Below are 13063 nucleotides of genomic sequence, written 5' to 3' on the forward strand. Positions count from 1 at the left end.
TTAGCGAAAATCTTCCAGTCGCTTCAATTGCCGACCTTCACCATCAAAATTCTCCACCGCCAGCCACGCCCGTATAACCGCATCACACGCAGGCCATTCGCTGTCGATAATCGACAGAATATCGCTATCGCGGGTTCTCTCTTTACGCACCATTCTCTGGCGAAGACGCCCTTCCCAGGCGAACCCCAGTCGGTCAGCGGCGCGGCGAGAGGCGATATTCATCGAGTCGCACTTCCACTCCAGCCGACGATAGCCATGGGCAAAGCCATTTTTCAGCAACAGCCAGATCGCCTCGGTACCGAGCGGCGTGTTTTTCATCGGCCTCGACCAGGTCACGTGGCCAATCTCTACCGTTCCCATCGCCCGCTCAATCGCCATATAGCTCACCAGCCCCACGGCCCGTTCCGAATGCAGATCGATGACCGCGTACGGCACCAGCCCGTCATCCATGACCTTACCGGTAATCCAGCTTGCCGTTGACTCCACGCTCTGCGGGCGCGTGCTGGCAAGCCAAGTCCAGTCGCTATCGTCACCAAGGGCATAGGCAGTGAACAGATCCACCGCGTGCCGGCTGGCATCCAGCGGTTCCAGTCGACAAAAGCGGCCATTTAACGCCGTCCGGCGCAGAGTATCCGCCCCATGCCATCCTGGGACGCGATCGTTGACCTGCTGACCAAACTCATTGATTTCCGGCACGCTTCTACCCTCAACTATTGTTAGTGTTTTGTTATATCAAGAAGCCAGAATTACCGATATAGAGCCAGCATAATTATCCTTAATAACCCATTGGCATTGATTATGCTTTTTAAGCATAACCTTATCCGCATTTTGACTTTACGCCTTGGATTAAGCGGCCTAACGTAGCGAAACATCAATAATCACAATAACTCTTTTCAGGGATCGCTCATGACTAAAAAACTGCTGCCGCTGCTGATACTGACCGCATTATCCGCCGCCGTTCACGCCGCCACGCCGCCTGGTACTCTGGTGGTTGCTCAGGGCCTTGATGATATTGTCAGCCTTGACCCGGCGGAAGCCAACGAGCTTTCCAGCATCCAGACGGTACCGAGCCTCTATCAGCGCCTGGTGCAGCCGGACCGCGATAACCCTGAAAAAATCACGCCAATTCTGGCCGAAAGCTGGCAGGCAGATCCGGCGGCAAAAACGCTGACCATCAAGCTCAAGCCCGACGCCAAATTCGCCTCCGGCAACCCGCTGCGCCCGGAAGATGTTATTTTCTCGTATACCCGCGCGGTGACTCTGAATAAATCCCCGGCGTTTATTCTCAACGTTCTCGGCTGGCAGCCGGATAACATCGCCAGCCAGTTGAAAAAAGTGGATGACCACACGCTGGAGCTCCACTGGACCGCCGACGTTAGCCCGGCGGTGGCGCTGAATATTCTCTCCACGCCGATCGCCTCTATCGTCGATGAGAAGCTGATCGCGCCGAACGCCAAAGATAATGACTTCGGTAACGGCTGGCTGAAAATGCACTCTGCGGGCAGCGGCGCGTATAAGATGCGGGTCTATCAGCCACACCAGGCCATCGTGCTGGAGGCCAACGACAGCACGCCAACCGGTGCGCCGAAGTTAAAAAGCATCATTATTAAAAACGTGCCCGACCCGGCTTCCCGCCGCCTGCTCATCCAGCAAGGTGATGCCGACGTAGCGCGCGACCTCGGGGCCGATCAGATTGCAGCCCTGCAAGGCAAAGCGGGCGTTAACGTTCTCAGCATCCCTTCCGCCGAGCAAAACTATCTGGCCTTTAATACCGCCAACAGCGCCAACCCGCTGCTGAAAAACCCGGCCTTTTGGGAAGCGGCACGCTGGCTGGTGGATTACGATGGCATCACTAAAGACCTGCTGAAGGGCCAGTACTTCGTCCATCAAAGCTTCCTGCCGGTCGGCCTGCCGGGCGCGCTGGACAATAACCCGTTTAAATTCGATCCGGCAAAAGCCAAAGCGATCCTCGCCAAAGCGGGCATCAAAGATGCGCATTTCACCCTTGATGTGGAGAACAAGCCGCCGTTTATCACCATCGCCCAGTCTATGCAGGCAAGCTTTGCCCAGGGCGGCGTGAAGGTGGATCTGCTGCCGGCCGCCGGTAGCCAGGTGTATGCCCGCGTGCGCGCTAAACAGCACCAGGCGGCGATTCGTCTGTGGATCCCGGACTATTTCGACGCCCACTCTAACGCCAGCGCCTTTGCCTACAACGATGGAAAATCCAGCACCGTTGCCGGGCTTAACGGCTGGCAGATCCCGGAGCTGAATAAAGCGACCCTGGCGGCAGTGGCCGAGCCGGATTCCGCTAAACGCCTGGATTTGTATAAAAAAATGCAGGAAGAGCTGCAGCGCAGTTCGCCTTACGTGTTTATCGATCAGGGTAAAACCCAGATTGTGGTCCGCGATAACGTCAAAGGCTATCAGCAGGGCCTTAACGCCGATATGGTCTGGTATGACCGGGTAACCAAGTAACGCCTGGGGCAGGAGCGATCGGGTAGCCTGGACAGGCGCAACGCGCCGCCTCCGGGAACGCAGGCCCCGATGCCGTATGTTTTCCCGGTAGCGCTGCGCTGACCGGGCTACAACAACAGATCGCACCAGCTGATAACACTGTACTTTTTATCGACGGAATAACCATGTCTGCTGTTTTACCCACCAGAGCAGAGCGGCGCGCAAAACGCCCTCTGCTCGCGCTATTTCAGGGGCTGCTGACGCTGGCGCTGACCCTGCTCGGCCTGTTATTGGTCACCTTCACGCTCTCGGCGCTGTCGCCGGTTGACCGGGTGCTGCAAATCGTTGGCGACCACGCTAGCCAGTCCACCTACGACCAGGTACGCCACCAGCTCGGCCTCGACCAGCCGCTGCCGGTGCAGTTCTGGCACTATCTGGTGAATCTCGCCCACGGCGATCTCGGTATTGCCAGCTCTACCGGGCAGCCGGTGCTCCACGATCTGCTCGCCGCCTTCCCGGCAACGCTGGAACTGGCGACGCTGGCGCTAATTATCGGCGCGCTATTCGGCGTTATCGCAGGCGTCCTGTGCGCCCGTTTCGTCGGCTCGCCGTGGGATCTGGCGGTGCGCACTTTTACGCTGCTCGGCAACTCGGTGCCGATCTTCTGGCTCGGCCTACTGATGCTGGCATTGTTCTACGCCAAATTGCAGTGGACGCCAGGACCAGGACGGCTGGACGATATTTATCAGTACACCGTTGAACCACGCACCGGCTTTGCGCTGATTGACACCTGGCTTTCAGGCGATAAAGAAGCGTTTAAAAATGCCGCCGGACACCTGCTCCTGCCAGTACTGCTGCTGGCCTATTACTCACTAGCAAGCATCACCCGCCTGACCCGCTCCGCCTGCCTGAGCGAAATGAACAAAGAGTACATCCTGCTCGCGCGCGCCAAAGGGGCCAGCGAGATGACCATCCTGCTGCGCCACGTGCTACCGAATATTCGCGGCACGCTATTAACGGTGATCGCCCTGGCATATACCTCAATGCTGGAAGGCGCGGTGCTGACCGAAACCGTTTTCTCCTGGCCGGGAATTGGCCGCTACCTGACCACCGCGCTATTCGCTGGCGATACAACGGCGATTATGGGCGGCACGCTGCTTATCGGCGCGAGCTTTGTGTTGATTAATAACCTCACCGACCTGCTGGTGCGGCTGACCGACCCGAGGGTGCGCTGATGCCGACTTATCTGTTTTTACGCCGCCTGCGCCGCTCCCCCGCCGCCTTTTGCGGCCTGACGATTGTTATTTTGCTGCTGATGGTCGCCCTGTTCGCGCCGTGGCTGGCCCCGCTCGACCCGAACTGGCAGGACGCCGCCGCGCGTCTGCAAGGGCCGAGCGCACAGCACTGGCTCGGTACCGACAGCTACGGGCGCGATCTGCTCTCGCGGCTGATTTTCGGCGCACGCCCGGCACTTGGGCTGGTGGCGCTGGTCACCGTGATTACCTTGCCCGTTGGGTTGCTGGTGGGGATCCTCTCCGGCTATTACGGCGGCTGGATCGAACGCGTACTGATGCGATTTACTGACGTGGTGATGTCGATGCCGCGGTTAATTCTGGCCTTCGCTTTCGTCGCCATGCTCGGTCCGGGGCTGGTCAACGGCGCGCTGGCGCTGGCGCTCACCACCTGGCCCGCCTACGCTCGCCAGGCGCGCAGCGAAATTCAGCGCCTGCGCCACAGTGATTATCTGGCAGCGGCGGAGATGATGGGCATTCGCGGCTGGCGTCTGCTGATCGGCCATATTCTGCCGCTGTGTCTACCATCAGCTATCGTCAGGCTGGCGCTGGATTTGGCCGGTATTATCCTCGCCGCCGCCGGTCTGGGCTTCCTCGGTCTCGGGGCGCGTCCGCCAATGGCAGAATGGGGCGCAATGATTGCCGACGGGATGCAGGTTATTTTCGACCAATGGTGGATAGCCGCCGCCCCGGGCGCCGTTATTCTTATCGCCAGCCTGGCATTTAACCTGCTGGGCGACGGCCTGCGCGACGTTCTGGAGCCGCAACATGACTGATACCCGACTGACCGTTCAGGGACTCGCCATCGACTACCCCGCCGCCCGGGTAGTGAACAATTTAAGCTTTACCCTCGGCAACGAGCGGCTGGCGCTAGTCGGCGAATCCGGCTCTGGCAAATCGATGACCGCCCGCGCCCTGATGGGGCTGGTGCGCAAACCCGGTACCGTCAGCGCCGATACGCTCAACGTGCTCGGGCGCAACGTGTTGACGCTTAACGATCGCGGCTGGCGCGACCTGCGCGGCAACGATATCGCCATGGTGCTCCAGGATCCGCGCTACGCGCTCAATCCGGTGAAAAATATTCAGGCACAGCTGGAGGAGGCATTAACGCTGCATCAGCGCCTCAACCGCCGGGCGCGACTGGAGGCGGTCAAGGCTGCCGTTGCCGCCGTGGGGCTGGATTTACCGGTGCTTAGCCGCTATCCGGGAGAACTCTCCGGCGGGATGGGCCAGCGGGTGATGATCGCCATAGCCTTGCTCAACAATCCGCAGGTGCTGATCGCCGATGAGCCCACATCGGCCCTCGACGCCCGGCTGCGTAATCAGATCCTCGAACTGCTGGTGGAGCAGTGCGAACAGCGACAGATGGCGATGCTGTTGATTAGCCACGACCTGCCGTTGGTAGCGGAACACTGCCATCGGGTACTGGTGATGTACCAGGGCGAGAAGGTCGATGAGATGGCGGCGCGGGATCTGCCGACGGCAACCCATCCCTATACCCGAACCCTGTGGACCTGCCGCCCGGACGCGCAAACCTACGGCCAGATGCTGCCCACCCTCGACAGAACCCTGGACTTTACGGAGGCGGCGCATGGCGGTCGTTAATCTCAAGGATTTGCAGGTTATTTTTGCTGAAAAAACGGCGGTGTCAGCGGCCAGCTTTGCCGTGGATACAGGGGAGACCTTCAGCCTGATCGGCGCATCCGGCTGCGGAAAATCAACCATTCTGCGGGTGTTAGCAGGGCTACAGCGCGACTGGAGCGGCAGCGTCGAACTGTTTGGCAAAGCCATTACGCCAGGCGTACGTTTTCAGGGCGAGCTGCGGCGCAACGTGCAGATGGTATTTCAGGACCCGTACGCTTCGCTGCATCCGAACCATACTTTGTGGCGCACGCTGGCGGAGCCGCTGAAGATTCACGGCATCGGCGAGATTGAGCTGCGGGTGACCACTGCACTGGAACAAGTCGGCCTGCCCGCCGACGCCGCGCGCCGTTATCCGCACCAGCTTTCCGGCGGCCAGCGCCAGCGCGTGGCGATAGCGCGCGCCCTGCTGCTGCGCCCAAAGATCCTGCTGCTGGATGAGCCAACATCGGCGCTGGATATGTCAGTTCAGGCGGAGATTCTTAATTTACTCAATAGATTAAAACAGGAGCATGGCATGACCTATCTGCTGGTCAGCCATGATGCCGATGTGATTGCCCATATGTCAGACCGGGCGGCGTTTATGGCTGAGGGCGTGATTCAGCGCTTCTTCGACCGCGAAGCGCTGGTGAACGGTGAACACCGGATGGGGTGAGGTTTTCCCCCTCGCCCTGTAGACTGAAGTCTTACTGGAACGGCGATTTTCCCCCTCTCCCTGTGGGAGAGGGCCGGGGTGAGGGCATCAGAGCGCACATTTTCCCCTCACCCTAACCCTCTCCCCAAAGGGGAGAGGGAACTGTCCCTCTGCGAATTTGGTAGCCCGGACAGGTGCGCAGCACCGCCTCCGGGAAACACACCGCACAAATCCCCTACTTCGCCAGACTCGCGAAACGGGTGAATACTGCATCAAAAATCGCCAGGCCTTTTGCTACCTGCTCAGCGCTGATGGTGCACGGCGGCACCACGTGAATGCGGTTTTCCACCACAAACGCCAGCAGGCCAGCCTCGGTTAACGCGCCCTTAATCGCCGCCATATCCGCAGCAGTCAGCGGCGTTTTCTGCTCGCGGCTGCTGACCAGTTCCAGCGCCTGGAACAGACCACGACCGCGGACGTTACCAATAATTGCATGTTTCTCCGCCAGCGCTTCCAGCCCCGGGCGCAGGACTTCATTGCCCATGGACGCCGCATTCTCCACCACTTTCTCTTCTTTCATCGCATCAATGGTGGCGACAATCGCCGCCATCGCCAGCGGATGCCCGGAATAGGTCAGCCCTCCGGCAAAGAAATGGTCGTCAAAATAGCGGGCAATCGGTTCGCTAATCAGTACGCCGCCCGCCGGAACATAACCGGCGTTAACCCCTTTGGCAAAGGTCACCAGATCCGGCACGATGCCATCCTGCTCGAAGGCGAACCAGCTGCCGGTACGCCCAAAACCGGCCATCACTTCATCAAGAATCAGTATGATGCCGAACTCGTCGGCCAGCGCCCGCACGCCCTGCATATAGCCATCTGGCGGCACCAGAATTCCGGCGGTACCCGGAATGGACTCCAGCAGAATTGCGGCAATCGCGTTCGGGCCTTCGCACTCGATCATCCGCCGCAGATGCGCCAGCGCGCGCTGGCACTCCTCCTCTTCCGTCGTGGCATTGAACTCGCTGCGATAGAGATAGGGGTTGAAGAAGTGAACGTGGCCGCGCGAATACTCGTTCGGTACGCGACGCCAATCGCCGGTAGCGGCAATCGCGCTGCCGGTATTACCATGATAAGAACGATAGGCAGAGAGCACTTTATCGCGCCCGGTATAGAGCCGAGCCATGCGGATAGCGTTCTCGTTAGCATCCGCTCCGGCGTTGGTGAAGAACACTTTACTAAAGCCTTCCGGCGCCAGCTCGACGATACGCTTCGCCGCTTCGCCACGGGCGAGGTTGGCGGTGGCAGGCGCGATGGTTACCAGCTCTTCCAGCTGCGCTTTCATTGCCGCCAGCACCCGAGGATGCTGATAGCCAATATTGACGTTGACCAGCTGGCTGCTGAAATCAAGGTACGTATTGCCTTCGTAATCCCACAGCTCGCAGCCTTTGGCCCCGGCGATCACCAGCGGATGTAAATTGCCCTGCATCGACCATGAATGAAATACGTAGGCGCGATCCAGCTGCCGAACTTCATCATTGCTTACCGCTACATCGTTCTGTATTGCCAGCTTCATACCCTGCCCTCTCTCATGTCGTTGTTGTTGACATCATCATTGGCTGCGCCTGAGAAAAACGGATAGAGCCAGTACGGCAAAAATGATGTGACACCGTGTCACATCGCCGCGCGCCGACTGGCCCTGTGCCCACGCGCGCGCCGTTTTTATAGTGGGAGCGACAACCTGCACAGGAGAATGAAATGGCAACGAGCAAAGTGGTGTTTATTACCGGGGCGACCTCGGGTTTTGGGGAAGCGGCGGCGCAGGTTTTCGCCGATGCGGGCTGGTCGCTGGTGCTGAGCGGACGCCGTGTTGAGCGGCTGAAGACGTTAGCAGATAAGCTCAGCGCTAAGGTACCGGTGCATATTATCGAACTCGACGTGCGCGATAGCGATGCGGTCGCCGCGGCTGTGGCAGCGCTGCCCGCTGAATTCGCCGATATCACCGCGCTGATTAACAACGCCGGGCTGGCGCTGTCGCCACTGCCGGCGCAGAAAGTGGAGCTGGAAGACTGGAAAACGATGATCGACACCAACGTCACCGGTCTGGTCAACGTGACCCATGCCCTGCTGCCGACGCTGATTATCCACGGCGCGGGCGCGAGCATCATTAATATCGGCTCTATCGCCGGGCAGTGGCCCTATCCGGGCAGCCACGTTTACGGCGCCAGCAAGGCTTTCGTGAAGCAGTTCAGCTACAACCTGCGCTGCGACCTGCTCGGCACCGGTGTGCGCGTGACCGACCTCGCGCCGGGGATTGCCGAAACGGAATTTACCCTGGTGCGCACCAAAGGTGACCAGACGGCGTCGGATAATCTTTATCGCGGCACCACGCCGCTGAGCGCGCTGGATATTGCCGAGCAGATGTTTTATATCGCTACGCTGCCGGACCATATGAATATTAACCGGGTGGAGGTGATGCCGGTACGTCAGGCCTGGCAGCCGTTCGCAATCGACCGGGATTGAGCGTAAACCTGCCCAATAACGCAACACCCTCACCCCAGCCCTTATGTCTTGACCTTCTCCGTTCCGGCGGAGAAGATCCCCGACTGATCATCGGGAGGTTACCGGTGAGCATCACCCAGCCCTGGAGCCCCTGAGCCCGCGGGAGAGATTATGCCCCGGTAACCTGTTTCCCTGTCGCCTCAAGACCGAACGGTATCCTGTGCCCTGAGCACCCACATATAAGGATGGTCCGGCGATAATATTCATAAGGTTACGGAGTACCATGATGAATCTTGTCCCTGTCGGCGTTGATATCGCCAAACTCAAATTCGACGTTGCTGTCCAGCTGCCAAACCAGAAGTACAAAACCAAAAAATTCGCCAATACCCCAGCCGGATGCCGCGAATTTCTGAACTGGCTGGCGCGTTTTGGTCACTGTCACGTCTGCATGGAGGCAACAGGTTGCTACAGCACTGAACTGGCCACCCTGCTGGCCGATAATGGCTGCTGCGTCAGCCTTGAAAACCCGGCACGTATCCATGCGTTCGCAAACACTGAACTGACCCGCAATAAAACGGACAAAAGCGACGCGGCGCTGATAGCGCGCTACTGCGCTCTGTATCAGCCGGCCCCCTGGCATCCTGCGCCGCTGAGCGAACGACAACTGACGGCTCTGGTACGCCACCTGCGTAACCTGGAAGAGATGCGTCAGATGGAGGTGAGCCGCCTTGAGGCGGCAGATGAAGTCATCGTTCCTTCCCTGAATGAACACGTTACGATGCTGGATGAGCTGATTGAAGAAACCCTCAATAAAATCAACCGGCATATCGATGATAACCCGGACCTGAAGCGGGACCGGGAGCTACTGAAAAGTATCCCCGGAATAGGAGACATGCTGAGAGTGAGCCTGCTGGCGTTCGCAGGAAATCTGCGACGGTTCAGCAACAGCAAGGCACTGGTGGCGTATGCTGGTTTGAATCCTCGTCGTTGTGAGTCAGGGATGTGGAAAGGGAAAAGCAGGCTGTCGAAAGTGGGCCATGCAGAGCTGCGTAGCGCACTGTATATGCCAGCGGTAGTGGCAGGAAGATGCAATAAGGTGGTGAAAAACCTGATGGAAAGGCTTGCAGCCCGGGGTAAGACAGGGAAAGAGCGAGTGTGTGCAGGAATGAGGAAATTACTGCAGCTGGCTTATGGTGTGGTGAAATCCGGGCATGAATTTAACGCTGAAATACCACTTGCCGGATAACCGGCAAGACGGTATCTCTCCCCACAGGGGAGAGGGCGCAAAGACGGCCCGAGTCGACATGGGGCATGTAGCCCGGACAGGCGCGTCAAGCGCCGCCTCCGGGAAGATTTTCATGCAGCAACTGAATCCCCCTGAAACAGAAAAACTCACAGCGATGCCCTGGTGCCCGCTGAAATCGGCGAACCGGAGGTCCGAAGACAAGGGCTGGCCGCCAGGGATGGCGGACAGAGGCGAATCGAGACATGGACAAAATTGCCCGGAGCAATTTTGAACAGCGCTTGCGCTGGCCCCGGAAGGGCGAGTCCCAGGGATGGGACGAGTAGTGTCGAGTTGAGCCGACCGCTGGCTGAGGTCCGGGAGGTGAGCGTAGTGCGCAGCACCGATTTCCTGGCGGGACCGCGGGGATTGTAAAGGGGGAGACGGTTTTCTCCCCCTTTACCCGTTCACGGGGAGTGTTAGAAATTCTGTGTCATTCCAGTAATATACAATCAAAAAGGAATGACACATGTCCCAGCCCTTCGATTTCGACAAAGCGCTTAAAGCACTCCAGTCCGGTCAGGCATTAACCGGCAAAGATGGGATCTTAACGCCTTTAATCAAACAGTTAACCGAAGCTGCTCTTTCTGCAGAGCTTGACTCCCATCTGGCTCAGGATGTTGAAGCCAACCGTAAAAACGGCACAGGCAAAAAGACCATTAAAGCCCCGACCGGCCCCTTCGAGCTGACGACTCCGCGTGATCGTAATGGCACTTTTGAGCCTCAGCTAGTGAAAAAGCATCAGACCACGCTGTCTGATGAGATAGAGCGTAAGATCATTCGCCTGTTCGCGCTGGGGATGAGCTACCAGGACATCAGCCGGGAGATTGAAGATCTTTATGCTTTCAGTGTTTCCAGCGCAACTATCAGCGCCGTCACCGATAAAATCATTCCTGAGCTAAAACAATGGCAGCAGCGCCCGCTGGAGAAGGTTTATCCCTTCGTCTGGCTGGACGCCATTCACTATAAAATCCGGGAGGATGGTCGTTATCAGAGCAAAGCGGTTTATACCGTGCTGGCGCTTAATCTGGAAGGCAAAAAAGAAGTTCTGGGTCTGTATCTGTCAGAAAGTGAGGGCGCGAACTTCTGGCTGTCGGTTTTAAGCGACCTGCAAAATCGTGGGGTTGAAGATATTCTGATTGCCTGCGTGGATGGATTGACCGGTTTTCCGGAAGCGATAAACAGTATTTATCCGCAGACGGAAGTTCAGCTATGTATTATTCATCAGATACGTAACTCGATTAAATATGTGGCGTCAAAACATCATAGAGCGTTCATGGCTGACCTGAAGCCAGTCTATCGCGCGGTATCGAAAGAAGCGGCAGAAACGGCGCTGGATGAGCTGGAAGCAAAATGGGGCCAGCAATATCCGGTGGTGCTCCAGTCGTGGCGGCGCAAGTGGGAAAACTTGTCAGCGTACTTCCGCTATCCGGCAAATATCCGCAAGGTCATTTACACCACGAATGCGATTGAATCGGTACATCGCCAGTTCAGAAAGCTGACCAAAACCAAAGGCGCTTTCCCGAATGAAAACAGCCTGTTGAAGCTGCTTTATCTGGGTCTGATGAATGCCCAGGAAAAATGGACAATGCCCATCCAAAGCTGGAATTTGACATTGTCGCAGTTAGCCATTTATTTTGATGGGCGACTGAATGAAGTGATGACGCTGTAGAATTTTTAACGTGACACAGAATTCTGAACGCTCTCCGTTCACGTACCGCGGTGAGACATTTTCTGCGAAATAGTGGTGAACGGAACCCTTCTACACCGTCCCGGAGGCGGCGCTGGCGCGCCTGTCCGGGCTACCGCCCCGCGACCCGGGGTTCACTGTTATCGGCTGCTCTGCAAAAACTGCCTGACGCGCTCGGAATCCGGGTTGGTGAAAAACTTCTCCGGCGGCGCTTTCTCAATCAACAACCCCTTCTCAAGAAACACCACTTCATCCGATACCTGACGCGCAAAGTCCATCTCGTGGGTCACCACCACCATGGTGTAACCCTCGGCCGCCAGCGCCTTCATCACGCCCAGCACCTCGTTGACCAGTTCGGGATCGAGGGCTGACGTCGGCTCGTCGAACAAAATCACCTCCGGCGACATCGCCAGCGAGCGGGCAATCGCTACCCGCTGCTTCTGTCCGCCTGAGAGCGTAATGGGGTAAACGTCGGCTTTATGCGCCATCCCCACTTTCTCCAGTTGCTGCATGGCGATAGCTTTCGCTTCATCACGCTTCATCCCCTTCACGTGCAGCAGCGCTTCGCTGACGTTCTGCTGCACGGTCAGGTGCGGCCACAGGTTAAAGCTCTGAAACACCATCCCGACCCGCTCGCGGATTTTCGACAGCTGGCGATGGGACATGGCCCGGCCATTATCTTCATCAATACCCAGCCGCTGGCCGCTGATGCGCACCTCGCCGCGATCCGGCTGCTCCAGCCAGTTCATGCAGCGCAGCAGCGTCGATTTACCGGAACCTGACGAACCGAGGATGCTCACTACGGTCCCCTTCTCTACCGTTAGGTTGATATCACGTAGAACTTCAATGTTATCAAACTGTTTAGAGACGTTTTTGACGCTTACAGCAGTCGTATCATGCATGGCTCATTCCTCTTCTGGCTCCCCAGGCGCTCAGACGTTTAATCAGCAGTTCCAGCAGAATGCTGACAGCCCAGTAGAGCCCAATCGCGACGATAAAGGCGTTAAACGGAATAAAATAAGTGGCCTGCACGCTGTTGGCCGCAGCGGTTATCTCCTGGACGGTGATAATGCTGAGAAAAGCGGTGTCTTTCAGGCAAATAATCAGTTGGTTACCCATCAACGGTAATGCGGAAGACAGGATATTGGGCAGAATAATACGGCGGAATATTTTGTAGCGAGAAAAGCCCTGCGCCACCGCGGCTTCTATATAGCCACCGGAAAATACCCGGCGCTGACTGCGCAATATTTCAAAGAAATAAGCGCCGTGATAGATAATTAAGGCGATTAATCCGGCGGTCCACGCCTCCATACTGATACCGACTTCCGGCAGACCGTAATAGAGCAAATAGGCCAGTATCAAAAATGGAATGGCCCGCATTAAACTGACAAAGCCAATAATAAGCCGGTTAAGCGTTTTCTTTTGATATTCGGTTAAATAGCACAGCACAATACCGATAATTAAACCGGCAATGGCTGCGGTAATAAATAGCTCAATGGTGGCGAGTAAACCGGCAATAAAGCTGTCGCGCACCGACCAGATAACGGCCCACTGATTCATAGCACCTCCTG

At 57.3% G+C, this 13063-nt stretch carries 12 protein-coding genes; 8 read left to right on the top strand and 4 right to left on the bottom strand.

The genetic code is table 11. From position 1 onward, the window contains the following. A complete protein-coding gene (locus tag ACMYSL_RS21085) occupies positions 1-696 on the bottom strand; it encodes a GNAT family N-acetyltransferase (protein ID WP_434659845.1) in 696 nt (231 codons plus the stop codon). 210 nt (positions 697-906) lie between these two features. On the opposite strand from ACMYSL_RS21085, the gene ACMYSL_RS21090 reads away from it, so the two are divergent. The 5 genes from ACMYSL_RS21090 to ACMYSL_RS21110 all read left to right on the top strand — a co-directional run bounded on the left by ACMYSL_RS21090 (position 907) and on the right by ACMYSL_RS21110 (position 6042). Then, entirely contained in the window at positions 907-2475 is a 1569-nt protein-coding gene (locus ACMYSL_RS21090) for an ABC transporter substrate-binding protein (protein WP_304256880.1), read from the top strand. 164 nt (positions 2476-2639) lie between these two features. Continuing rightward, positions 2640-3689, top strand: a complete 1050-nt coding sequence (locus tag ACMYSL_RS21095; protein ID WP_434659846.1) for an ABC transporter permease — start codon at positions 2640-2642, stop codon at positions 3687-3689. After that, positions 3689-4522, top strand: a complete 834-nt coding sequence (locus ACMYSL_RS21100; protein WP_434659847.1) for an ABC transporter permease — start codon at positions 3689-3691, stop codon at positions 4520-4522. The genes ACMYSL_RS21095 and ACMYSL_RS21100 overlap by 1 nt, the downstream gene beginning before the upstream one ends. After that, a complete protein-coding gene (locus ACMYSL_RS21105; RefSeq protein ID WP_304256874.1) occupies positions 4515-5351 on the top strand; it encodes an ABC transporter ATP-binding protein in 837 nt (278 codons plus the stop codon). The genes ACMYSL_RS21100 and ACMYSL_RS21105 overlap by 8 nt, the downstream gene beginning before the upstream one ends. Continuing rightward, positions 5338-6042: an ABC transporter ATP-binding protein gene (locus tag ACMYSL_RS21110; protein ID WP_434659848.1), complete on the top strand. Its 705-nt coding sequence runs from the start codon at positions 5338-5340 to the stop codon at positions 6040-6042. Before ACMYSL_RS21105 ends, ACMYSL_RS21110 begins: the two co-directional genes overlap by 14 nt. A gap of 214 nt (positions 6043-6256) precedes the next feature. Here ACMYSL_RS21110 and ACMYSL_RS21115 read toward each other — a convergent pair whose 3' ends face one another. Continuing rightward, complete coding sequence (locus ACMYSL_RS21115; RefSeq protein WP_434659849.1) at positions 6257-7594, bottom strand: aspartate aminotransferase family protein; 1338 nt, start codon at positions 7592-7594, stop codon at positions 6257-6259. Between the two features lie 182 nt (positions 7595-7776). Between ACMYSL_RS21115 and ACMYSL_RS21120 the strand changes: the two genes are divergently transcribed. From ACMYSL_RS21120 to ACMYSL_RS21130, 3 genes are all read left to right on the top strand, one after another. Further along, positions 7777-8541, top strand: a complete 765-nt coding sequence (locus tag ACMYSL_RS21120; protein WP_434659850.1) for an SDR family NAD(P)-dependent oxidoreductase — start codon at positions 7777-7779, stop codon at positions 8539-8541. A gap of 262 nt (positions 8542-8803) precedes the next feature. After that, positions 8804-9766: an IS110 family transposase gene (locus tag ACMYSL_RS21125; protein WP_434659851.1), complete on the top strand. Its 963-nt coding sequence runs from the start codon at positions 8804-8806 to the stop codon at positions 9764-9766. Positions 9767-10271: 505 nt separating this feature from the next. Further along, complete coding sequence (locus ACMYSL_RS21130; protein WP_434659316.1) at positions 10272-11474, top strand: IS256 family transposase; 1203 nt, start codon at positions 10272-10274, stop codon at positions 11472-11474. A 158-nt stretch (positions 11475-11632) separates the two neighbouring features. Here the strand turns inward: ACMYSL_RS21130 and ACMYSL_RS21135 are convergent, their stop codons facing one another. Together ACMYSL_RS21135 and ACMYSL_RS21140 are read right to left on the bottom strand one after the other, a co-directional pair. After that, entirely contained in the window at positions 11633-12394 is a 762-nt protein-coding gene (locus tag ACMYSL_RS21135; RefSeq protein ID WP_304256868.1) for an amino acid ABC transporter ATP-binding protein, read from the bottom strand. Then, positions 12387-13052: an amino acid ABC transporter permease gene (locus tag ACMYSL_RS21140; protein WP_434659852.1), complete on the bottom strand. Its 666-nt coding sequence runs from the start codon at positions 13050-13052 to the stop codon at positions 12387-12389. Before ACMYSL_RS21140 ends, ACMYSL_RS21135 begins: the two co-directional genes overlap by 8 nt. Between the last annotated feature and the right edge of the window lie 11 nt (positions 13053-13063).

This window comes from Klebsiella sp. MISC125 (assembly GCF_051131775.1).
Classification (GTDB): Bacteria; Pseudomonadota; Gammaproteobacteria; order Enterobacterales; family Enterobacteriaceae; genus Klebsiella.